The sequence below is a fragment of the Flavihumibacter profundi genome, assembly GCF_020076305.1.
Lineage (GTDB): Bacteria > Bacteroidota > Bacteroidia > Chitinophagales > Chitinophagaceae > Flavihumibacter > Flavihumibacter profundi.
This window is the reverse complement of the sequence record NZ_JAIQXE010000001.1, coordinates 1777848-1802624: the sequence shown is the minus strand read 5'-3', so window position 1 is coordinate 1802624 and position 24777 is coordinate 1777848. Positions and strand designations below refer to the sequence as shown.

The following is a 24777-nucleotide window of genomic DNA, read 5'->3' as shown; positions in this document are numbered from 1 at the left end:
TTCTGCTGTATCCTTTACAAAACAGACATTTTGTACAGGTAAGCTGGCATTCAAAAAAATAAGCAGTGAAAATTAATCCAATACAGGATATCCTATCCTCCATCGGAATATCATTTCCAGGTAAAAACCTGATGCAGAAATATGCAAATGAGAAACCTCCGTTGCGTTCTGAATTGTACAGTGCAGACCAGATGGAACATTATGGCAAAATATTGGCCGAGAGGCACGCACTGATTGCTGGCAGGGCGCCAAATATATTGCTGAACAGGTTAGCCGATAACGAAGAATTATTGCTGGAAGTTCACCACTTGCTCACAGACGCAATTAAAACCAACCAGCGCATTATTCCGGCAGGCGAATGGTTACTGGATAATTTTTACCTGATCCAGGAGCAGATACGCACCGGCAAAAAACACCTTCCAAAAGGCTATAGTGAAAATTTGCCCCGCCTGTTAAGAGGCGCGTCTGCAGGGTTGCCCCGTGTATATGATATTGCGATTGAAATTATTTCGCATAGTGATGGCCGTGTGGACCTTAAAAGCCTGGCCAGTTTTATTGCTGCCTACCAGGAAATTACGCCGCTTCAATTGGGCGAATTGTGGGCCATTCCCATTATGCTGAGGCTTGCGCTGATCGAAAACCTCCGTCGCCTGTCCACCCAAATTGCATTTGACCGCATAAACCAGAACCTGGCAGATTATTGGGTGGAACAGATGACTTCCATTGCCGAAAAAGATCCGAAAAGCCTTATACTGGTTATTGCAGATATGGCAAGGTCACATCCGCCAATGGTGAGTTCCTTTGTTGCAGAACTTACCCGGCAATTACAGGGTAAAGGCCCGGCTCTGGCATTGCCCTTAAACTGGATTGAACAACGGTTATCGGAAACAGGACAAACCAGTGCAGACCTGATTAATACTGAGATCCAGAAGCAGGCCGCAGACCAGGTTTCCATGAGTAACAGTATTGGAAGCCTGCGCTTTTTGGGAACAATGGATTGGCGTGATTTTGTGGAATCACTCAGCATAGTTGACCAGGTGCTGAGAAAAGATACAGGTGGGATTTATAGTAAAATGGACTTTTCAACGCGCGATCATTATCGCCATGTTGTAGAAAAGCTAAGCAGGTACAGTGATTTGTCAGAACAGGATATTGCGGGGATGGCTGTTCGATTAGCAGCAAATGCTGCTATAAAAATTGGTCCGGCTGACCGGTCCGCACATGTTGGCTATTTTCTGGTGGGAAAAGGGCTGCAGCATATTGAGAAAGGCATAAAATTGGATCTGCCGGTAAAAGACAGGCTACAAGAAATTGTGCGTCGTTTTCCATTGCTGTTCTACGTAGGAACAATTTTACTGGTTACCCTTTTTGTCGGATGGAGTTTATTTACCAAAGCCAATGCTGACGGAACAGGATATTGGATTTTAGCGTCTGTTTGCCTTTTATCTTTTTTCGGTGCCAGCCATTTTGCAATTACGTTGGTGAATTGGCTCACTACTCTTTTTATCCGCCCCCAATTATTGCCGCGCATGGATTTTGAATCGGGCATACCACCTGATTGCCGCACACTGATTATTATTCCAACTATGCTTACCAGTAAGCCAGAAATTGAAGGTTTGGTGGAAGCGTTGGAAGTACATTTTCTGGCGAATAAAGCTGAGCATTTACATTTTGGTTTGTTGACCGATTTCAAAGACGCAGCTACTGAAACGGATCCTGAAGATGGGCCATTGATTGAGTTAGCGTCGCAAAGGATTGCAGAACTGAATGCGAAATATGCCCAAACCGATAGTGATATTTTCTTTTTGTTCCACCGCCCAAGAAAATGGAATGGGCAAGACCGCCAATGGATGGGTTATGAAAGGAAAAGAGGAAAGTTAACCGAACTCAATGCATTATTGCGAGGTGAGGCACGGGATGCATTTACGCATATAGTTGGCCGGAAGGACATATTCCCTGAAATACGTTATGTCATTACTATCGATTCAGATACACAATTACCAAGGGATGCCGCCTATAAAATTATAGCGACCATGGCCCATCCCCTGAACAGGGCAAAATACGATGAACACAAAGAGCGGGTAACCGAAGGGTATGGCATACTTCAGCCAAGAGTAGCACTTAGTATACCCGGTACTCATAATTCCTTTTTTGCACGTATGCATGGCAGTGACCTTGGCATTGATCCTTATACCAGAACAACATCGGATGTTTACCAGGATTTGTTTGATGAAGGATCATTTATCGGGAAAGGTATTTATGAGGTGGATATATTCAGGCAGGGTCTCGATAACCGTTTCCCGGAAAACAGGATACTCAGCCACGATTTACTGGAGGGTTGTTATTTGCGATCCGGATTGTTAAGTGATGTACAGCTTTATGAGGAGTACCCTTCAAAATTCAGTGCTGATGTAAAACGCAGGCACCGCTGGATCAGGGGCGACTGGCAGATCGCAGCCTGGATACTGCCCTTTATTCCGGCAGAGGGGAAAGGCTGGCATAAAAACCATTTATCCGCTTTGTCGCGATGGAAAATATTCGACAATATCCGCAGGAGCCTGGTGCCATCAGCGCTTATGGTATTGTTATTGCTGGGTTGGTCGGTTTTATATGATGCCTGGTTCTGGACACTGGTGGTTACAGCACTATTGTTGTTGCCTTCACTTATTGCGGCAACATTTGATATACTGCATAAGCCAAAGGAAATATTGCTGAAACAACATTTCTCAGATTCAATACATACTGTTGTCAATAACCTTTTACAAACCCTTTTCACGATTACATGCCTTCCTTATGAAGCATATTACTCAATAGATGCAATTTTCCGCACCAACTGGCGGATGTTGATCAGCCACAAACACCTGCTCGAATGGAATCCATACAGCAACCCAAAACACCATCATTCCGGTGGTTTGTCTGAAGCTTACCAATCGATGTGGATAGCACCTTTTCTGGGCCTTGCCGGCCTGGTATTTCTTTCTTTTTACTCCCCATTAGATCATTTTGTTGCAGACCCCATATTAATACTTTGGATCTTTTCTCCCGCTGCTGCATGGTTGGTTAGCCGTCCATTGAAGAAACAGCAGGCTGATTTGAATGAACAGCAAATCATTTTCCTGCGCAAAACAGCCCGGAGGACCTGGGCTTATTTTGAACAATTTGTAACTGCGGTGGATAACTGGCTGCCACCCGACAATTACCAGGAACATCCGGTTGAAAGGATCGCTCACCGGACTTCTCCAACGAATATCGGGCTTTCATTAATGGCGAACCTGGCTGCATCGGATTTTGGATATATTACCAATACACAGTTCCTTGAACGGACATCTAACACTTTCAGCACTTTGCAGAAAATGGAAAGGCACCGGGGCCATTTTTACAACTGGTATGATACACTTTCCATGGACCCATTGCCGCCACGTTATATTTCAACTGTTGATAGCGGTAACCTCGTAGGGCACCTTTTGACACTGAGGCAGGGGATTTTGGCTTTGCCCAATCAGCCAATGATTGAACCGAAATTATTTGAAGGTTTAAATGATACGCTCAGGTTGGTGATAGCAGAAATCCCAAAGTCAGTCACTTTGCACGCATTCCAAAAAACTTTATTTTCCCTTCTCGGGCTATTGCCTTTTACCTTGCCGGCGATCAATGGTTTAACTGATAGCCTGGTGGAGGCTGCTGAAAAAGTTGTGGAAGAACATACTGCTGAAACAGGAAGCAGCCTGTATATTTGGGTGCATGCCTTGTTGTTGCAGACCATAAAAATAAAGGAAGAGTTGGGTCTGCTCAAGCCCTGGATAACGCCACCCCAGGTTCCGGAAGAAATTGCGCAAATACTGAAGCTGGGAGAAATTCCGTCCTTGTCAGATATCATTCATTTGGATAACAGGCTAACTATAGAATTAGAAGAATTACTTCTTGGAAATCTTAATACAGCTCAAAAAGAGGGACTTGTCAATTTCGCATTTCAATTGGAAAAGTTGGCAGGATCAGCGCGGGAAAAACTGTTATTGATTGAACAACTTGCCCTGGTCTGTTTAGATCTTTCAGATGTAGAGTACGAGTTCCTTTATGAAAAGTCGCAGCATTTGCTGGCCATCGGATACAACGCAGATGAACAGCGCAGGGATCCCAGCTTCTATGACCTGCTTGCTTCTGAAGCCAGGCTAAGCACTTTTGTTGGTATCGCACAGGGGAAATTACCGCAGGAAAGTTGGTTTTCCCTGGGCCGGCAACTTACTAATGCGGGGGGGGTGTCAGTGTTGCTTTCATGGACAGGCTCGATGTTTGAATACCTGATGCCAATGCTGGTAATGCCAACCTATGAAAATACTTTGTTGGATGAAACCTGCAGGGCAATGGTGAAAAGGCAGGTTGAATATGGTAACCAACTAGGGGTGCCATGGGGTATTTCCGAATCGGGATACAACCTGGTAGATGCGAACCTCAACTATCAGTATCGCGCATTTGGTGTTCCGGAACTCGGCTTGAAAAGAGGACTCAGCGAAGACCTTGTAATTGCACCTTACGCAACTGTCCTGGCATTGATGGTGGACCCTGAAGAAGCCTGCCAGAATATGGAACGATTAACAGCAGGCGAGTATGAAGGAGTTTTTGGATTTTATGAAGCTATCGATTATACCCCTTCAAGACTTCCAAGAGGCCAGACCAGTGTTACCATTAAGTCGTATATGGCACACCACCAGGGCATGAGCCTGCTATCGCTTGCTTACCTGTTGTTGGATCAGCCTATGCAGAAAAGATTTGCCAGTGAACCGCGGTTCCAGGCCACCTTGCTTTTGTTGCAGGAACGTATTCCAAAAGCCATTAAATTCTTTTCCCCACCTCCTGATATTGCTGATATCAGTATCGTTTCAGATGCTCCCCAAATGCGGGTTATCAGGAACCTTGATACACCCATTCCTGAAGTGCAATTGTTGTCCAACGGCAACTACCATGTTATGGTTACCAATGCGGGAGGCGGATATAGCCGGTGGAGGAATATTGCGGTTACCCGTTGGCGTGAGGATAGTACTTGTGATAACTGGGGTAGTTTTTGTTTCATCCGGGACAGCGAGACGGGTACTTTCTGGTCAACTGGCCACCAGCCTACTATTAAAACCGCAAAGAATTATGAAGCTGTTTTTTCACAGGGTCGCGCAGAATTTCGCCGCAGGGATAATGATATTGAAACCCATACTGAAATAGTAGTATCTCCGGAAGATGATGTTGAAATCAGGCGGGTGCATATTACCAACAGGTCACGCAGGAAAAGAACAATTGAGTTAACCAGTTATGCGGAGGTTGTATTGACTTCAGCTGTCGCAGATACAATTCACCCGGCATTCAGCAATCTTTTTGTACAAACCCAAATTATCCCACAGAAGCACGCCATACTTTGTACCCGCCGGCCACGTTCGGCTGATGAGCGTTGCCCCTGGATGTTCCATGTTATGAAAACCAATAGTGGAAATGCCAGTCAGGTATCCTTTGAAACAGATCGCATGTCATTCATTGGCAGGGGAAATAGCATCGCAAATCCGGCTGCAATGACTACAGATAAGGGTTTAAGCGGAACAGAAGGTCCTGTCCTGGAACCGATAGTGAGTATTCAATACAGGATAATTCTGGACCCGCAGGAATCGGTTACAGTTGATATGGTTTATGGTATAAGTGAAACACTCGAGGCAACAGAAGGTCTTATTGAAAAATACCAGGATCCTTCCTTTATGGACCGTGCCTTCGAACTGGCCTGGACACATAGCCAGGTGGTATTAAGGCAAATTAATGCAACTGAGGCAGATGCCCAGTTATATGCAAGGCTTGCCAGTTCTGTTATTTATGCCAATACTTCTTTAAGGGCAGACCCGTCCATACTGCTGAAAAATCACCGCGGACAGTCAGGTCTGTGGAGCTATTCCATTTCCGGTGACCTTCCCATTGTGCTTTTAAAAGTTGCGGATATTGAAAATATAAGTCTTGTCAGGCAATTGGTGCAGGCCCATGCTTACTGGCGCCTTAAAGGATTAATTGTTGATCTGGTTATCTGGAATGAAGATTATGGCGGCTACCGTCAGCTTTTACAAAATCAGTTGCTTGCACTAATCAGTGCCGGAGTTGGTATGGAAGCTACTGAACGTCCCGGTGGCATTTTTGTACGCATAACCGAACAGATCGCGCCGGAGGACAGGATACTCATTGAAACGGTTGCAAGGATGGTGCTTTCCGATAATAAGGGAACACTTGTAAGCCAGGTAAACAGGCGGCCTGTTTTAAAACCGGTTATACCACAATTGGTGACCAGGACAAATCTTCTGCCGGCAATTAAATTGGAATTACCTGCACAGAAACTGCAACATTTTAATGGCCTTGGCGGATTTTCACCGGACGGATCGGAATATGTTATCACCACACATCAAAACCAGGTTACTCCATTGCCTTGGGTGAATGTAATTGCCAATCATCAATTTGGTACAGTTATTTCAGAAAGCGGGCAGTCCTATACCTGGGTAGAGAATGCACATGAGTTTCGCCTTACACCCTGGAATAATGACCCTGTAAGCGATACCGCAGGTGAGGTCTTCTATATACGGGATGAAGAAACTGCACAGTTCTGGAGCCCAACTGCTTTACCAATAAGAGGTAAGTCTGATTACAGAACAAGGCATGGGTTCGGGTATAGCATCTTTGAGCACGTGGAAGAAGGCATTCAGTCAAACATGCAGGTATTTGTTGACCTGGAGGCGACCATGAAATTCACGGTATTGCGTATACGGAATATGTCCGGCAGGCCACGGAAACTTTCTGTAACAGGTTATGTTGAATGGGTGCTGGGAGACTTGCGGCCAAAATCTGCCATGCATATCCTTACAGAAGTCGATACCAAAACAGGGGCTTTGTTTGCGAAAAATCCTTACAATAAGGAATTTAATGACAAGGTTTGTTTCTTCGATGTAAATGATGCAACCAGGACCTTTACGGCAGACAGGGCAGAGTTTATTGGCCGTAACGGTTCGCTGAATAATCCCGATGCATTAAGTCGAAGCAGGCTATCCGGTAAAACAGGTGCCGCATTGGATCCCTGCGGTGCATTACAGGTCGTTATCGACCTGGCTGATAACCAGGAACAGGAAATTGTTTTTCTATTGGGAACCGGAATTAATACAGGTGCAGCATCAAGCCTTGTGCAGCGGTTCAGGGCACCGGGGGCAGTTGCTATGGCACTCGAAAAAGTGCGTGCGTACTGGCAAAAAACCTTAGGTGCAGTACAGTTTGAAACACCCGATAAATCATTCAATTTACTGGGTAATGGCTGGCTGATGTACCAGACCCTTGCCTGCCGGTTTTTTGCGCGCAGCGGGTTCTATCAATCTGGCGGTGCATTTGGATTCCGCGACCAGATCCAGGATGCCATGGCTATCCTTCATGCAGAACCAAAAATGGTACGAGACCATATTCTGCTTTGTGCATCCCGGCAATTTAAAGAAGGGGATGTGCAGCACTGGTGGCACCCCCCAACCGGAAGAGGTGTACGGACTCGCTGTTCTGATGATTTCCTTTGGTTGCCTTATGCGGTCTACAGGTATATTTTGTGTACAGGTGATTCTTCCATTCTGGATGAATCTGTCCAGTTTTTAGAAGGTCGCGTGCTGAATCATGAAGAAGAATCTTACTATGACCTGCCCGGCCGGTCTTCCGATGCTGGCAGTGTTTATAATCATTGTGTGCGTGCTATTCAACATGGCCTGCAGTTTGGCAGCCATGGTTTGCCTTTGATGGGGTCGGGTGACTGGAATGATGGTATGGATAAAGTTGGCAACCAAGGGAAAGGGGAAAGTGTGTGGCTCGGGTTTTTCCTGTATGATATTTTGAAGAAGTTTAGTGTGCTGTCCGGAAAAAGAAATGATATTGTTTTTGCTGAACAATGCCTTGATGAAGCTGATCGGTTGAAAGTAAATATTGAAAAGTCCGCATGGGATGGAGAATGGTACCGACGTGCGTATTTTGACAATGGCGCAGTACTTGGCTCCGCAGAAAACCAGGAATGCAGGATTGATTCCATTGCGCAAAGCTGGTCTGTATTATCCAATGCCGGTGATGCCGATCGCACTTCAGTAGCCATGGAATCTGCCTATAAATACCTGGTCCGAAAAGACAAAGCATTGATTCAATTATTGGACCCGCCATTTGATAAGTCGGATCTTAATCCGGGTTATATCAAAGGGTATGTGCCCGGTGTCCGGGAAAATGGAGGGCAATATACCCATGCAGCAATTTGGCTGGTCATGGCTTTTGCAGCAATGAAGAAAAAAGAAAGGACCTGGGAATTATTTTCCTTGATCAATCCTGTTAACCATGGTAATACCGCTGAACGAATAGCTGTTTATAAAGCGGAACCATATGTGGTTGCTGCTGATGTATATTCCATTGACCTGCACAGTGGCCGTGGTGGCTGGACCTGGTATACCGGTTCAGCTGGCTGGATGTACAGGTTGATATTGGAGTCAGTGCTTGGATTGCAAAGGGTGGGTGATTCATTACTGCTGAATCCATGCATACCCTGGGAATGGAATTCATTTTATGTCTTATACAGGTTTGGAGAAACCAGCTATAAGATAAATTTTAGTCAGGCCAAAGGTGAAGCAGAATTAATAACCGTATTCGTTGATGGTGTTGAGCAAAAGGGTAATATGGTGATTATGACCAATGACCATGTCGAACATAACGTAGAAGTGAATTTGGTTTACTCCGGAAAATGAAAAATCCCTGCAACTTTCTTTCAGTTGCAGGGATTTTTTATTTTTTATTGTTCGTTAGTTTCTTGAATTCATCACCAATTGTATCTATATCACTATTGAACTGGGTTTTAAATTTTTCCCAATTGTCTTTGCCTTCCTCTTTGTATTCATCAAGTTTTATTTTCAGTTCTTTATTCTTTTTTTCCAGCTCATTTAATTTTTTAATATAGTCGGCCTTTACTGCTTTTTTATCCTTTTCAATACTTGCTTTCAATTCTGCGATTTTTTTGTTGTTGGCTTCAATTTTTTCGGCAGATTCTTTGCGGAAATTTTCAATTTCAGCCCTGTTTTCCTGGCGTGCTTTTTCGAGGTCATCTTTAGCTTCTGTCACTTTTTCTTCCTGCTTTACCACGTTTTCCTGTTGCTTATCCACTTTTTCGGAAGGGCTGCTGCAACTGGTTAATATTAAGCCGGATATAAGGCCAGCTATTGCAAAATTCATGATCGTCTTTTTCATATACTTTTTTTGGTGAAATCACCATGCAAAGTAGGCTTGATAGTGTATTTATTATTATACAATTGTTAGATGTATTTGCATCATTCACACATTATGCAGTAAGCCGCTTCTGATAGCGACTGCAAGGATTATTTGTTCCAATATTGAAACATATGCGCGATATTCACCAAAACTCGCGCAAGTGGGGGAGAAAAGTCTTTGTCAGCGAAAAAAAATCAGTAAATATTATGGTCACTAAGAGAATTGTGCTTAAATCCAGGCCAATAGGAATTGCCATCCCTGAGAATTTTAAAATCGAAACAATAGAATTGTCACCTCTTAATGATGGTGAAGTGTTAGTTCGCGGCCTGTTTTTTTCTGTTGATCCATATATGCGCGGAAGGATGAATGAGGCAAAATCGTATACACCCCCCTTCCAGCTTGATCAACACATAGAAGGCGGGGTAGTGGCAAAAGTCGTAAAAAGTAATTCGAATCAGTTTAAAACAGGTGATTTGGTTATTGGTATGTTGCCATGGCAGGAGCAGATGGTTGTGTCGGAAAAGCAACTGCAGATTATTGATGGTGAAATCGCACCACCCAGTTATTACCTTGGTATATTGGGTATGCCCGGATTAACCGCTTATGTGGGATTGATGCACATTGGCAAACCCAAAGAAGGTGAAACGGTGGTAGTTTCCGGTGCAGCAGGGGCTGTGGGAATGGTGGTCGGACAGATTGCAAAAATTCAGGGTTGCCGGGTAATTGGCATTGCCGGTTCGGATGAAAAATGTGCCTTGCTCAAAAAAGACTTTGGCTTTGATGTGACAATTAATTACAGGACAGTTACTGATATTAAAAAAGCAATTGCTGAGGCTTGTCCAAATGGCGTGGATATCTATTTTGATAATGTTGGTGGTGAAATATCTGATGCTGTGATCAGCAATATAAATTTTCACGCAAGGATACCTTTATGCGGACAAATTTCTTTATACAATGTTACTGAAATACCAATGGGTCCCAGGTTGCAGCCCATGCTTTTAACCCGTAGCGTACTAATGCAGGGGTTTATTATTTTCAATTACCAGCATTTATTCCCCGAGGGAAGGCAACAGTTATTACAGTGGGTAAAAAACGGGCAGTTGAAATTTACAGAAACTGTACTGCATGGTTTTGATCAATTACCGAATGCTTTAATCGGTTTGTTCAAAGGGGAAAATACCGGGAAGATGATAGTGGAGGCCTAAAAAAGGGTACATGCAAAGCATGTACCCATCAATCCAACATAACCAACCGTACTTAAAAACTATCTGTTGTAAGAATGATTTTTGAACCCGGCATTTGCACACCCGGATCCTCTTCTGCAGTAATAAAAATTTGCGTGGGCCTGGTTGATGAAACAGTTTCAAATGAGGCCTTCAGGTTGTTTGAAAAAGTGGCTGCCGAGCTGGTTATTTTGCCGATGTTTTTAGGCTTTTCTTCAGCTGTATTCAGCCAAACTATATAAGTCTGGTTAGTCGGTTCCAGACGTTGAACCTCGGCTAAATCATTTAAGTGAATTTGTACCACGTAATTTTTGTTACTATCTTTTTTTACTTTAACATACCCTCTCGCTGCCGGAACATATGGGGATGTTTGAAAGGTTATCTTTTTGGCGCAGGATGATATTGCGACCAGAATCAATAGTGCTATACTAAATAGCGAAAGTTTATTTTTTATCATTGTTTGAATTTTTTAAAGTACCCGTTCGCCCTTAATTAGCCTAAGTACTATTACGATCAGGGCAATTACCAGTAACAGATGGATCAGGTAGCCGGCGCTAAAAGCGAAATAGCCAATTGCCCATAGTATAATAAGAATTACCGCAATGGCATATAAAAGATTTCCCATATTATATTATTTAATGTTTTTAAATGCATTTCCAAAGTCTTCCATGTCTTTATCGAAATCAGTTTTAAATTTTACCCGATCTTCTTTCCCGCTGTCTTTAAAATTGTCGAGAACTATTCTCAGGTCATTATTCCTTTTTCTCATTTTTTATTTATTTCATTTTTTGTGATTATCAGTCTTCTTTGTTTTCTCTAAGCTTGTTATGGTCATCAATGCCAATGCTGTAGTAGTTTTTTTCTTCAACTTCAATACCTTTATTTTCCATTGCATCATCTAAATTGGAGCCCGATAGATCGACTTTATTTCCCGGTACGTCATCAGTAATTATTTTTTCTTTTTTTGCTTCATTATCCGGCATTTTCCTTGTTGTTTCTATCCTTTCCATGATTTGAATTGTATTATTTTGTTAATGCCAGTTGATATTGACAATTACTTCATTTTTCCTGTCAAACAACTGGTATGGAGGGCTATATCCAAGAAAACTGAAGTCGCCGGTATATGTTATCGAATTTTCTTTTAACGATTGCTTTAGCTTTTCGATATAATAATTAATTTTTTCATCGTTGGCATAGCCACTAAATTTTATTGCAGCAACATATTCATTAGGTGATAAAGTGATCATTACATCAGGGTCAATAGGCTGGGGTATGTTTCCCTTATTGTAAATGGAAGGCATTACAAAACACATGGAAGATGAGGTTGCATTCACTTGCATATGAATCGGTGCTGTCATTGTGATTTTTTGCTTCCTGCTATTGTTACCGAAAATAAAATTGACCAATTTTGTATATCCCTTGCGACCAATTGCTTTGTATGATTTTTCGGAGGATTGGATGGTGGCCATCATCGCAGACGGGTAATATCGTACTTCAAAGTCATTTCCAAGCCTGACCACGTTGTATTGCTGGACTTTTGTTTTGTTGCCTGAACCGCTTACATATGTTTGAAATAGTGCCAAACCAACTGGTATAATTGCTATAATAAATAATGAAACTCTCATACTTGCCCAAAGGTCGGTCGTAATCCTTCTTCAATCATTACAGTACTTTGGGTTATAATTGTATAATTCACTGGTCTGGTTATTGATTCCATTTTCCGTGCATTTCAGTTATATCCGCTTTTAATAATAGTTTGAATCATTTTAAATCTTCCGTTTGGACGTACGAAATTTGCTGCATGAGCAGGTATAACAATGGATTGTCCTGTAACCAGGAAATGCGAATCCCCGCTGATTACTATTTCGGCATTCCCTTCTATTATCTGGACAAAACTGTCAAAGGGTGATGTTTTTTCTGTCAATCCTTCCCCGCTGTCAAAGGATATAACACTGATGTTTCCTGTCGATTTTTTAAGAATGGTTTTGATAACCACAGAATTTGCAACATATTCAATTATTTCTACGGTAATATGTGCTTTTGATTTTTCTATTTCAGGTGTGTCCATAAATAATTTATTACCGGAATTAAATTGGATTGGATGTAAAATAAATACCGTATGCCACATATGCTGGCATACGGTATTTTACCACAGATAAGGGTTGTTTAAAGGGCTTCAATTAACTTGTTTAATTCGTCTTTTGTTTTGCCCAATTTTTGCTGAAGCTTTCCAAACATTTCATCTTTTTTGCCTTCTTCATACATAAGGTCATTATCGGTAAGGATGGCAAACTTTTTTTTAAGTTTTCCTTTCATTTCATTCCAGTTTCCTTTTGTTTCCTGTGTGTTCATTGTTTATAATTTGTCCCTGCAATTGCAGGATAGGTAATTAAAAAAATGCAGTACAAAGGTCGCGGGTATAACCGGATCGTATGTTACATAAATATGGTTATTACTTACATAATCCACACATATGGAAGAATTAGGTTTTCTTCCTGCCTGTTTTGGCTCATGAAAAAAAATAGTGGTTTGTAAAGCTGTGATGCCCTGCTAGTAGGTTTCTAATTGCTGGTTAGATAGGTGATGGGAAATTGGGTCCTGAGTATTCACAGATTTTCAAGGTTAATGCGTTTTTTTTGTTTCAGCTTTTTGTAAAAGCTGGGTGTAAGACCCGTAACTTTTTTAAACTGGGTAGATAAATGGGCTACACTGCTGTAGTTCAGTTTATAGGAAATTTCAGTCAGGTTCAGTTCATCATATAAAAGCATTTCCTTTACCCTTTCAATTTTATGGGCAATAATAAATTGTTCGATAGTTATGCCAGTCGTTTCAGAAAAAAGATTCGCTAAATATGTATAATCATGGTTTAGTTTTTCACTGATAAAAACAGATTTCTTTATTTTTGGTAGCTCATCTGAGTAATGAACCATTTCTACGATTACATTCTTTATTTTTTCTATCAGGATGGCTTTTTTATCATCCATCAATTCTAAGCCTGATGTTAAAAGCGATTTCTTTAAGCTTTCCCATTGAAAAGGGGTAATGTCTTCTGAAATTTCTGCTTCACCTAAATCAATTGAACTGAAATGAAGATTTAGTTTTTCCAATTCGGCTTTTACAATCATTTTGCAACGAATGCTAACCATGTATTTGATATAGAGTTTCAAGTCTATCTAAGGTAAGCCCTTTGAGTTATTTTTTCTGCCAATTACTGTTTTACAAGCCAGGTAAAAAGCTGTTTATAAACGGTATCTCTTACAGGTTTGGGGGAAAGTACCAGGTCGTGCATACCATTTTTGATGACGACAATTGTTTTGTTGCCCTTCAGTTTTGCACCTCTTTCCGCGATATCCTTTACATCCAGCACAGCATCGCCTTTGAACATCTGATCTGTCCAGGTTTGTGTATATACCGAATTGTCTGAATACATGAGCAATATGGGCTGGGAAATTTTGCCGCCCTTTTTTACTTTTTTCTGCGCAGTATAAATGGCATTTATCCATCCATAATTCGGAGCCGGTGCAATGAATGGTTTCCATGTGAGGTTGTAATTCCATTCCCCTTTGCCTGATTGATGCAAGCTTTCTCCGTATAGTGTGGATGTTCCGGGTTTCCTTAAGAGGTCTGGTTCCCTTACACCTTGTTTGGCTATTTTTGGTATCCCGGTTTTCTTTGTTGGCTGTGGTAAATTGAAATCAAAAAACGGGCTGTTTAAGAAGAGCCCCTGCAATAATTTACTGCCATAATGTTGCTGGGCATAATAAGTAACAATTAAACCACCGGTGGAATGTCCGCTCAATAAAGTATAAACTGCACCTTCCTGTTTAATAATCTGTAAAGCGGTATCAATATCTGCGAAATATTCTTTAAGGTCCCTAACATTATTCATCTTTTGGTTAGGCAACCAGGATCTGCCGTATTTCCGTAGGTCCAATGCATAAAAATTGAAGCCCTGGCTAGTGTACTGATTGGCCATTTCTTCCTGGAAAAAATAATCATTGAAACCATGGATATACAACACTGCTTTGGTGCTATTGGTTGTTGCCGGCTTTCTTACCAGTGTGCAGGTTACCTTGCCCTCATAATCATCGGGTTGTTGAATGGTGGCCATTTGAAAACCATTTCCCAGGATATCTGCCTGGTAATAGAGTTGCGCGTGGATTCCTTGAACCACGCTAATGAATACCCCGATTAAAATGGCAAGTTTTTTCATGTTATTATTTCCTGGCGGCCCATTTTTCTTTTAATGACTGCAATTGGTTATTGGCTTCTGCGCATGCGCTTACTGCCTGTGAGGTTGGGGCATTGTCATTTTCCTGCAGAATGCCATGCAAACTGGCAAAACTGTTTTCCAGCTGTTGCGCTAGGTTACTATAGCCCTGGTATTTTTGGGTATCTGCTGCTTTAGTTTTTGCGTTTTTGCTTGCCGGTTTGAATCCGCTTATTTCTTTATACAGTCGCTGGCATTCTTTCCTGTTTTCATAACACTGTAAGGATAAATCATGTTGTTGTTGCAACTGGGCCATAGAACTGGTTACCCGCGGATCCATTTTAATAATCAATGGCTGTGAATATGTTTTCCCATTTACCTGTAGTTCTACTATATAACTGCCTGGCATTACCCAGGGTGAAGTTGGATTCCGGTCTGTGTTCTGGTAAATAGCAGCTATGGGGTAGGATGGAGGTACATCAAGCGGCGTGTATTTCATGTCCCACTGAAATCTATGTGCACCTTCATCAGTTGACAGCAATTGCTGTGGCCTGATCCAATAGGAAGGAATATTTGATGGTGGAATAGTATATAATGTATCATTGCTTGAAAATTTCCTGATTACCCGGCCCTGCTGGTCTTTTATTTGCAGGCTCATTTCCCCGTTTATTTTTTCTTTCAGGAAATAATTGATAATGGCGCCCTCAGGTGGATTTTGTCCGGCTGGTTCTTCCTGCGGCAATGGGGTATCGGTATTCATATTCCAACGGACCCTTATGGCCTGCTGCGGCTTATAAAGAATTGCAGGTGCAATTGCGGCTTCATTGTTTATTTGGCGGAGGGGAGTTATGTCGTCAAGGATCCAAAAGCTCCTTCCATGGGTAGCTACAACTATGTCATTATCTTTAATGACCAGGTCGCGGATGGAGGTGGCTGGCATATTCAATCGCAAGGACTGCCAGTGTTCACCTTCATCAAAAGATACCTCAACTTTCCTTTCGCTGCCTGCAAACAGTAAACCTTTGCGTTCAGGGTCTTCACGGATCGTATTGATGGGATCATCTGGTAATCCGTTTACAATTTCTTTCCATGTTTTTCCGCCATCATTGGTTTTATAAATATGCGGATGAAGGTCGTCGCAGCGAATCCTGTTTACCGCCGCATAGGCAGTATTAACATCGGTGTGACTGGCTTCCAGCATCGATACTTTACTCCAGGAAGTCACCTGGGGTGGGGTAACATTTGTCCAGCTGGTTCCGCCATCATGCGTAACCTGTATATAACCATCATCTGTACCCGCCCAGATGGTATTGATGTCTTTAAAAGATGGCGCAATGGTATAGACTACGCCGCGACGGGGCATTTTCTTCAGTGCATCGCTGGAATAAACGCCAACGCTCGCGGGAATTTCCCAGGTTTCCCTGGTTAAATCCGGACTGATGGTTTTCCAGCTGTCACCGCCATTCCTGGTAGAGAAAACAACATTGCTGCCAAAGTATAAAGTAGTGGAATCGATCGGTGAAAAAACGATGGGCATGGTGCGGATGTACCGGTATTTACCGGTTCTTATGGCATCCGGTGAAATATTCTGCACCTGGCCTGTGCGCTTATTGTATTTCGCAATTTTACCGCTGTAAATGATATCAGGATTTTTAGGATCGGCCTGCACATAGCCATATTCTTCGCCACCTACAGGATGCCATTCGCGAAATGTAATCTGCCCGTCATTCCCGCGGCTGGAAATGCCCACTGAGCCACTTTCCTGTTGACCGCCAAATACATTGTAGGGAAATGAATTGTCTGTGCTGACATGATAAAACTGGGCAGTTGGCTGGTTATACCAGGAAGAAAAGGTTTCGCCGCCATTTACCGTAATTATTGCGCCCTGGTCGGCAGCTATGAGGAGAATATTTGTATTATTGGGATTGATCCAGATCCGGTGGTAATCATCACCTCCTGGCGCTCCCCGGAAATCTTTCCAGGATTTGCCTCCGTCTTTCGATTTCCAAACCACCACATCGGCGATATAAACAATGTTTTCATCCTGGGGATCAATTTTAACTTCGGCGAAATCATCGCCCCGGCCCCACAGCCTGCTATCCTTCGTGAGCAGGGTCCAGGATTCACCTGCATCCGCACTTGTATACACACCACCAAACTCACCTGCATCAACAGTAGCGTATAACCGATTTGGATTGGTGGGGGCTATGCAAAAACCAATTCGGCCAAGTCCCTGTTTGGTGGTTGGTAATCCTTTGGTCAATTGTTTCCAGGTATTACCTCCATCTGTTGATTTGAATAATCCACTTTCATCGCCGTTCCATTCACCATTTTCCCAGGGCCCCTGCCGGCCTGCCCATAGGTCTGCATAAATGATATCCGGGTTTTTCGGGTCAATGGCCACTTGTATTGCCCCGGTATTTTCGTCTATATAAAATACTTTTTCCCAGGATTTTCCACCATTTATAGTGCGGTAAATGCCCCTTTCTGTATTAGGTCCGTAAGGATGCCCAAGCACAGCAGCAAAGACACGGTTTTCGTTATTGGGGTCGATGGCTAATCCGCCAATTTGTTGTCCATCCCTTAAACCGGTATTCACCCATGTTTTACCGCCATCACCCGATTTGTATATGCCATCACCAACAGAAAGGTCGGGTCTTTGGATACCTTCACCACTGGCCACATAAATAACAGATGGGTTGGATGGCGCAACAGCCACATCACCAATGGAACCGGTTGGCTGGTCATCAAAAATCGGGAACCAGGTCCGGCCATAATCTGTGGTCTTCCAAACGCCACCATTGTTTACGCCGATATAAAATACATTCGGTTGTTGCGGTACCCCGACAGCACCAACAGTCCGGCCGCCACGATGCGGACCTATCATCCGCCATTTCATGGCGTTTAAATATTTCCCGTCAACGGTTTGCGCATGTAAGGTGGATGTGGCAAAAATTATAGAGAGCGAAACTGCCACTTTCGCTAATGGAGATTTTATCATAATGATTTTTGGGCCGGTGTGAATTTTGTTACGCTATGGTTGATTGCTTTCAGGCTTTTCAGGTAGGTGAAAATTGCAGAGAGGTCTTCTTTATTCATATGTGCATACATGCTCCAGGGCATCAGCGTATTGAACTCACCTTTAGAAACTGTACGTGGCTGGTAAGATGAATCTGAAAATGCTGTAAACCTGGCTAGAAACATTTCTTCTGTCCAGCTGCCAAGTCCACTTTCCCTATCTGGTGTTATGTTTGCCGAACGTACTACTGATCCGTCTTTGAATTTAAATTCCCTTCCACCGGCAAATGCCATTTCTTCAATGATCTTGCCTTTATCCACCTGGGTATGGCAGTCGATACAGGCTGAAGAATTAACAAGGTATTTTCCATAAGCAAGGGGGTCGGACTTAGAAGGCATTCTCTGCAAATTGGCTTTGGCTGGAATTGTATTGATGATAAAATTCATGGGAAAATCAGATACAGATTCCGGAACCTCTTTTTGAATGGGATCTAATGTACGGATATACGAAATGATGCTCTTGATATCTTCAGGATCCATTTGCCCATAATGCTGGTAAGGCATCACAGGGAACATAGCCCTGCCTTCTTTGGTAACACCGGTTGTGATTACCCGGAAAAGTTCGCCATCTGTATACCGGCTGATACCGGCAGGCGTAATATTCCTGGAATAATATACACCTGGAAACCCAACGGATTGGTCGAACCGCTCGCCACCCTGACCGAGTGTGCCGGGTGTTATCGGCCCCGAAAATTTTGTCCAGTCGCGGGTGGAATGGCAATCCATACAAATGGTAACGCTATTGGCCAGGTACCTTCCCCGTTCGATCCTTTCGGGTGTATATTCGATGGTCAATTTTTCCGGCTCACCAACACTGGGGAGTGCAATTTTTACATAAACGAGGATTCCCGCTACAAATAGTATTAATAACAATACAATATAGCCGAGGAACTTAAAAATCTTTTTCATGTATTTAAATTTAGCAGTTTGGTTTGTTGGTCAGGAGTTGGAATTCTCCGGATATGAAAAAGATAAGGCCATTGAATTTAAGAAATTATTCCTGAACCGAAATATAGGTCTTGATAGTTCTTTTTGTTTAATAGATATTCTAATGTATTTTCTGCTTATTAAACCAGCTAATCCATATAAATGACAACCAGGGATAAAGCGATACAAATTTTCAAAGCTGCGGTATCTGCTGTTCAGCCGGAACAATTGATTCCGGCCCATCTCCACTATTCAAATAATACACTGCAGGTTTTTAACGAGGAGTTTGATCTGACTGAGCCACGAAATATTTATGTAATAGGGGCCGGGAAAGCCTGTGCAGCTATGGCAAAATCAGTGGAGGATATTTTGGGTAACCGTATAACTGCTGGCATTGTGATTACTAAATATGCACATTGTATTCCTTTAAGTACCATCCGGTGCCGGGAAGCCGAACATCCTGTTCCGGATGAAAAGGGATTGGCTGCTACTGCTGAAACAATTGAATTGCTACAACAGGCTGGGGTAAACGATATTATTATTTGCCTGATAAGTGGCGGGGCTTCTGCCTTATGGATTGATATTCCCGATGGTGCTTGCCTTGCAGATGTGCAAATGACTTTCCGGTTATTGCTTAACAGCGGTGCTTGTATTGATGAATTTAATACTGTCCGGAAACATATTTCGGCTATTAAAGGCGGACAACTATTGCGCTATGCCCCCGATTCCAATTGGTTTTCATTAATTATATCTGATGTGCCGGGTGATAACTTGTCGGTTATTGCCAGTGGTCCAACTGTGCCTGATACCAGCAATTTTTTTGATGTCCAGGGAATACTGGAAAAATATGGTTTAGCAGACAAACTGCCTGTATCCGTTGCCCGGCATATTCGAAATGGTTTACAGGGATCAATACCCGAAACCCCCAAAAACAACGATCCTGTTTTTTTGAAAGTGCAGAACAAAATCATTGGCAGCAACCACATTGCCCTTGATGCGGCTGCAGCAAAGGCAAAGGATCTGGGATATGCAGTGCCGCTGCAGGCCGGTAAACTGGATGGAGATGCCGCCTTAATTGCAAGGGAAATAATCCATTCCTGCGGGAACTATACCGGGCATATACCTGCCTGTTTTCTTTATGGGGGGGAGACAACGGTAGCGGTCACCCGCAGCGGCAAAGGTGGCCGAAACCAGCACCTGGCTTTAAGCGCAGTTTGTGTTTTGGCAAGTGAAAGAATAACCATATTGAATCATAGCATCACTTTGCTGGCTGCAGGGACCGATGGCACCGACGGGCCAACTGATGCAGCCGGTGCTATCGCAGACGCCGACCTTTTGGTTAACGCGGGTGAACAAGGACTGGATCCCGGGCAATACCTGTATAACCAGGATGCCTATCATTTTTTTGAAGCTGCAGGTGGTTTATTGAAAACCGGGGCAACACAAACAAATGTGATGGATCTTGTTGTGGTGATAGTGGAGTAGGGGGAGCAATACATTTCTAATTTGAACTATATTCATTTCAAAAAATGGTAACCGGGCTGCCACTTTTGTTCATAATCGCCGGGGCTATCCTTTTTATAGTGGTAGCCTGCTCGCGGTTGCATTGGCACCCCTTCCTGGCTTTGCTTGTTACCGCCTTACTTACCGGGTTGTTTGTTGGATTGCCCATAAAGGATATTGCCAATATAGCAAATGAAGGATTTGGCAATATGATGACACATATCGGTTTGGTCGTTATATTGGGCACACTCATCGGGACGGTTTTGGAAAAAACAGGTGCAACGTTGCGCATAGCAAATGGCATTGTCCGTTTGTTTGGCAAGGATAAGCCAGTACTGGCAATTACTATAATTGGTGCTGTTGTGGGTATTCCCATCTTTTGCGATAGCGGGTTTGTGATTTTAAATGGACTGGCTAAACCGCTTAGCTTGGAAAGCAGGAAGTCCTATACTGCAATTGTCAGTGGATTGGCAGGTGGTTTGTATATCACCCATTGTTTTTTGCCGCCGCACCCCGGCACTTTGGCTGGTGCCGCCAATCTTGGACTGGGTCAAAATCTTGGTGTTGTTATCCTGACCGGACTGCTGGTGAGTTTTCCAACTACTATGATTTGCTGGTGGTTTGCATCAAGGTTTTTAAACAAGCCCGGCGGATTGGATAGTTTTGATGAAGTGAAAGAAGAAGAGAATAAATATCTCCCGGCATTATGGAAAAGTATTTTGCCAATTGTTATCCCGGTATTCTTCATAGCCGGAGGTTCTCTTACCGCACTCTTAAACATGCCTGGAAAAATGAAAAGCATCCTGCAGTTTTTCGGTAATCCTCTACTAGCGCTATTATGTGGCTTATTGCTTTCTTTATTACTGGTCAGAAAGGAAGAATCCACCCTTTTTAAAAAATGGATGTCGGAAGCCATGGTTCATGCTGGCCCTATCCTGATATTGGTTGGAGCCGGTGGCGTTTTTGGTAATGTGCTGAAAAGTACACCCTTGGCGGATTTTGTAGGGCAATGGGTGAAGGCCGGAAGCTTTTCACCCATTGTATTTTTATTGATTGCTTACGCGATTGGTTGTTTGCTCAAAACTGCACAGGGCTCTACCACTTCAGCTATCATCATAGCAACTTCCATACTGGCACCAATTGCCCCTGTCGCCGGATTTGAGGATCCGTTTTTATTATCATTATTGCTTAGCGCAACTGCATCGGGTGCAATGATGGTGAGTCATACTAATGATGCCTATTTCTGGGTGATCTCCCAGTTTTCTGGTTTAAGCATGCAGGAAACATACCGGAGTTTTTCCCTGGTGAGTATTGTTTTAAGTTTGTCAAGCCTGCTATTTATTTTGCTGTTAGCACTGCTATAATTCAATAATCAGGCTTTATCAAAACTGATACATTCCTTCAATTCCTTTTCCGTATAGGCCAGGTTGTATTGTTTCAATACTTCATCGGGAACACCATTCCACTGGTTTGGCTTATTACCCATATAACCAATATCCTTCACACCGATTTCCGTCGTGTAAAATCCTGAAATGGTCAGGTTGCGCATCAGGGTGAAAAAGGCTGCTCCCTGCTTAAACTCAGCTTTTGTTTTAAGTGGATAAGCGATTTCATCCACTATTTCCAATTGCTGCTTTTCATCCAGGGCAGTAAATGACTTTTCATAATATTTCAGGGAATGAAGGTCTAGCCATCTCAGTCCGCCCCGCATAGGCACCTGAAGTTCCGGTTTGTCTTTTACCATGAACTCAATAAAGTCCGCAACCTTGGCATCCGAAGCGCTGCCGCTTACTTCATCCTTTGGTATAATTATATCAGCCAGCACGGTAATTGTGGTCATTTCTGCCGGAGTGAAAAATACTTCTTCATGAAGTGCTTTATCATGTTCAAGTTCTTCTGCCATCCGGTCTTTCATATCCACTACAGCTGCAGCTGTTTCCGGCTTTGCGGTTTTTGGTGTTTCACTTTGCCTGCAGGCCTCAATGATAAGGCTTGTGGATACAGTGCCAATAAACATGGCTTTTATTGATTTCCTTCTGTCCATATCCTTAAATATTTTGCTTTTTCATTTGATCAACAATATATTCTGATGCGCGCATGGATAAAGCAAGAATGGTCCAGGTGATATTTTTATCGGCCTGTGAAACAAACTGGCTGCCATCTACACAAAAGAGGTTTTTACAATCATGGGCCTGGCTCCATTTATTCAGGGCCGAGGTTTTAGGGTTATTACCCATCCTTACAGTGCCCGCTTCATGTATTACATTGCCCGGGTCATTCAGTCCCCAGTTATTGGAAGCATTGTCTTCATTTTCGAGTCCCCAGGTAATCACTGCCCCCATGCTGTGTAAAATTTCCTTGAAGGTTTGCTTCATGTGCTTTGCCTGGTTGATCTCATAAGTTGAGTGTTTCACATTGAAGCGTAAGACTGGTATACCATATTTATCCACCACATTCGGGTCGATCTCACAATAATTATCTTCTCTGGCAACAGCTTCGCCGCGGCCAGCCATACCAACTTCAGCACCATATAGATAGCGAACATCCTCTTTCAATGATTTTCCGTAGCCGCCTGCTTCTTTTTGTTTTCCGTTGATCAGGAATTTACCATTCGTTTCTTCAATGCCCCAGTTGAATCCATATAAAGGCTGCCCCATACCACCACCATATTCAATATGGTAACCCCTGGGGAAATCGAGTTTTTTATTATCCAGCCACCACGGTGTATACACATGCAATCCGCCTACACCATCTTCATTATAGCGTTTCCGGTCGAACAGCGATGGGATAATCCCGCCCATTCCTGCACCTGTTGAATCATGCAGGTATTTTCCAACCACGCCACTGGAATTGGCGAGGCCGTTGGGATGGCGGGTTGATTTGGAATTCAGCAAAAGCCGCGCAGTTTCACAGGTGCTGGCTGCAAGGATAACTACCCTGGCATGCACTTCATTTTCAGTGAGGTCCATCTTATTTACATAAGAAACCCCGGTAGCCAGGCCATCTTTACCGGTCAGGACTTCCCTTACCATCGCATGCGTGATCAGGTCAACATTGCCCGTTGCCACTGCAGGTTTTACCAAAACAGAAGAAGAAGAGAAATCGCCATATACTTTACAGCTTCGTCCGCATTGCGCACAGAAAAAGCAAGAGCCCCTGTCTTTATTGATCTGTTTGGTAAGGATGGATAAGCGCGATGGAATTACGGGTACCCCGATCCCGGTGGCAGCTTTTTTTATGAAAAGCTCGTGCAGTCTTGGTTTTGGCGGCGGCAGGAATATGCCGTCAGGATCATTTGGTAACCCTTCATTGGTTCCAAACACACCAATCAGTTCATCAATTTTATCGTAATAAGGTTTTACATCTTCATATCCGATGGGCCAGTCGTCGCCAAGTCCATCGATGCTTTTGCGTTTAAAATCATTGGGCCCAAAACGGAGGGATATCCTTCCCCAGTGGTTGGTCCGGCCACCCACCATCCTGGCACGCCACCAATCCCATTTAGTACCTTCTGCCTTTGTATAAGGTTCACCGTCAATGTCCCATCCCCAATAAGAACCATCGAAATCACCGAATGGCCGGAACTTGGTACTGGCGCCACGCCGCGGGGAATCCCAGGCATTTTTCAGTTGGGAAGAATTAATGGCAGGATCAAAATCGGCACCTGCTTCAAGCAGTGCTATTTTCAGGCCTGCTTTTGATAAAACATATGCGGCCATGCCACCACCGGCACCTGACCCGACAATGATGACATCGTATTGTTTTGGATTTTTCTTGAGTTGAACGTCGCCCATTATATAGCAATTTTGTTTAATCAGCTAATGGTTTTACCATGATGTTTTTATAGAATACTATGCTTTTGGGATCATGCCCCTGCAAAGCAAATGTACCCTTTCCAATAAGCCTTAAAGGATGGCCAGCTGTACGTACCGGGTGTTCGGGTTCTGTATAATCAACCACTACAATGTCGTTTATTTTTACGATCACCCTTTTGCCCTCCACTTTTATGTATTCAGTATACCATTCATTGTCCTTTGCATAGACTTCATGGGTATCTACTATATCATACAGGCTGCCGGTGCGTATATCATCACCATGTGAATTGTTTACCTGCACTTCATAACCTTTTGCCGGCCAGCCGCCTTCCTGGTATTCTGTATGGAAATAGATGCCTGAATTGGAGCCGGGCATTGTCATTACTTCTGCTTTGAATTCGAAATTCTTGAACTGGTGGTTATTAACCTCGCCATCATAAAACAAATGCGCAGTGGGACCAAACACTTTTATCCGGCCGCTGTCAATAGAGAAAGTGGACGCATTGGTACCCACTTTCCAGCCATTCAGGGTTTTGCCGTCAAACAAGGAGATCCAGCCTTTTTTCGGAGGCCTGGTAGCTGAAGTCAATACGATAAGGCAAAGGGCAATAGATAAAAATGAAAATATTCGTTTCATGTTTTGCAGTTGATTTGATGTTTCTTTGAGCGCAAAAAGGTACATTATTTTCAAATTGCCAAATGAAATTCAGCAACTTATTTTTTGCCAAAATAACCAGCAATG

19 protein-coding genes are annotated in these 24777 nt (G+C 43.2%); 4 read left to right on the top strand and 15 right to left on the bottom strand.

Annotated elements, in window-relative coordinates:
• Positions 1-65: 65 nt before the first annotated feature.
• Entirely contained in the window at positions 66-8762 is an 8697-nt protein-coding gene (locus LAQ65_RS07765) for a GH36-type glycosyl hydrolase domain-containing protein (protein ID WP_224116379.1), read from the top strand.
• 37 nt (positions 8763-8799) lie between these two features.
• On the opposite strand, the gene LAQ65_RS07760 is transcribed toward LAQ65_RS07765, so the two are convergent.
• Positions 8800-9258, bottom strand: a complete 459-nt coding sequence (locus LAQ65_RS07760) for a sll1863 family stress response protein (protein ID WP_224116378.1) — start codon at positions 9256-9258, stop codon at positions 8800-8802.
• Between the two features lie 227 nt (positions 9259-9485).
• Between LAQ65_RS07760 and LAQ65_RS07755 the strand changes: the two genes are divergently transcribed.
• Positions 9486-10484, top strand: coding sequence for an NADP-dependent oxidoreductase (locus LAQ65_RS07755; RefSeq protein ID WP_224116377.1), 999 nt, complete (start codon positions 9486-9488; stop codon positions 10482-10484).
• A 52-nt stretch (positions 10485-10536) separates the two neighbouring features.
• Here the strand turns inward: LAQ65_RS07755 and LAQ65_RS07750 are convergent, their stop codons facing one another.
• The 11 genes from LAQ65_RS07750 to LAQ65_RS07700 all read right to left on the bottom strand — a co-directional run bounded on the left by LAQ65_RS07750 (position 10537) and on the right by LAQ65_RS07700 (position 18699).
• Complete coding sequence (locus tag LAQ65_RS07750; RefSeq protein WP_224116376.1) at positions 10537-10959, bottom strand: hypothetical protein; 423 nt, start codon at positions 10957-10959, stop codon at positions 10537-10539.
• Positions 10960-10971: 12 nt separating this feature from the next.
• Positions 10972-11127 (bottom strand): lmo0937 family membrane protein, encoded by a 156-nt coding sequence (locus tag LAQ65_RS07745; RefSeq protein WP_224116375.1) that lies wholly within the window; start codon positions 11125-11127, stop codon positions 10972-10974.
• A 6-nt stretch (positions 11128-11133) separates the two neighbouring features.
• On the bottom strand, positions 11134-11271 hold the full coding sequence (locus LAQ65_RS07740; RefSeq protein ID WP_224116374.1) for a hypothetical protein: 138 nt from the start codon (positions 11269-11271) through the stop codon (positions 11134-11136).
• A 28-nt stretch (positions 11272-11299) separates the two neighbouring features.
• Positions 11300-11512, bottom strand: a complete 213-nt coding sequence (locus LAQ65_RS07735; protein ID WP_224116373.1) for a hypothetical protein — start codon at positions 11510-11512, stop codon at positions 11300-11302.
• Between the two features lie 21 nt (positions 11513-11533).
• Positions 11534-12085 carry an SOUL family heme-binding protein gene (locus LAQ65_RS07730; protein WP_224116372.1) on the bottom strand — a complete coding sequence of 184 codons (552 nt, stop codon included), beginning with the start codon at positions 12083-12085 and terminating at the stop codon, positions 11534-11536.
• A gap of 146 nt (positions 12086-12231) precedes the next feature.
• On the bottom strand, positions 12232-12570 hold the full coding sequence (locus LAQ65_RS07725; RefSeq protein WP_224116371.1) for a cupin domain-containing protein: 339 nt from the start codon (positions 12568-12570) through the stop codon (positions 12232-12234).
• Between the two features lie 98 nt (positions 12571-12668).
• Complete coding sequence (locus tag LAQ65_RS07720) at positions 12669-12854, bottom strand: CsbD family protein (RefSeq protein WP_224116370.1); 186 nt, start codon at positions 12852-12854, stop codon at positions 12669-12671.
• 254 nt (positions 12855-13108) lie between these two features.
• Complete coding sequence (locus LAQ65_RS07715) at positions 13109-13648, bottom strand: helix-turn-helix domain-containing protein (protein ID WP_224116369.1); 540 nt, start codon at positions 13646-13648, stop codon at positions 13109-13111.
• Positions 13649-13710: 62 nt separating this feature from the next.
• Positions 13711-14715, bottom strand: a complete 1005-nt coding sequence (locus LAQ65_RS07710; RefSeq protein ID WP_224116368.1) for an alpha/beta hydrolase — start codon at positions 14713-14715, stop codon at positions 13711-13713.
• Positions 14716-14719: 4 nt separating this feature from the next.
• Positions 14720-17713, bottom strand: coding sequence for a WD40/YVTN/BNR-like repeat-containing protein (locus LAQ65_RS07705; protein WP_224116367.1), 2994 nt, complete (start codon positions 17711-17713; stop codon positions 14720-14722).
• A complete protein-coding gene (locus LAQ65_RS07700; RefSeq protein ID WP_224116366.1) occupies positions 17710-18699 on the bottom strand; it encodes a c-type cytochrome in 990 nt (329 codons plus the stop codon). The genes LAQ65_RS07705 and LAQ65_RS07700 overlap by 4 nt, the downstream gene beginning before the upstream one ends.
• 180 nt (positions 18700-18879) lie before the next feature.
• Between LAQ65_RS07700 and LAQ65_RS07695 the strand changes: the two genes are divergently transcribed.
• Both LAQ65_RS07695 and LAQ65_RS07690 read left to right on the top strand, forming a co-directional pair.
• Positions 18880-20202 (top strand): glycerate kinase type-2 family protein, encoded by a 1323-nt coding sequence (locus tag LAQ65_RS07695; protein ID WP_224116365.1) that lies wholly within the window; start codon positions 18880-18882, stop codon positions 20200-20202.
• A gap of 44 nt (positions 20203-20246) precedes the next feature.
• On the top strand, positions 20247-21584 hold the full coding sequence (locus tag LAQ65_RS07690) for a GntP family permease (RefSeq protein ID WP_224116364.1): 1338 nt from the start codon (positions 20247-20249) through the stop codon (positions 21582-21584).
• Between the two features lie 8 nt (positions 21585-21592).
• Here the strand turns inward: LAQ65_RS07690 and LAQ65_RS07685 are convergent, their stop codons facing one another.
• Genes LAQ65_RS07685 through LAQ65_RS07675 form a run of 3 tightly spaced genes read right to left on the bottom strand, consistent with a single transcriptional unit; the run spans position 21593 to position 24672 of the window.
• Positions 21593-22264, bottom strand: coding sequence for a gluconate 2-dehydrogenase subunit 3 family protein (locus tag LAQ65_RS07685; protein WP_224116363.1), 672 nt, complete (start codon positions 22262-22264; stop codon positions 21593-21595).
• Between the two features lie 4 nt (positions 22265-22268).
• Complete coding sequence (locus tag LAQ65_RS07680) at positions 22269-24014, bottom strand: GMC oxidoreductase (protein ID WP_224116362.1); 1746 nt, start codon at positions 24012-24014, stop codon at positions 22269-22271.
• Positions 24015-24030: 16 nt separating this feature from the next.
• Entirely contained in the window at positions 24031-24672 is a 642-nt protein-coding gene (locus tag LAQ65_RS07675) for a 3-keto-disaccharide hydrolase (protein WP_224116361.1), read from the bottom strand.
• Positions 24673-24777: the final 105 nt, after the last annotated feature.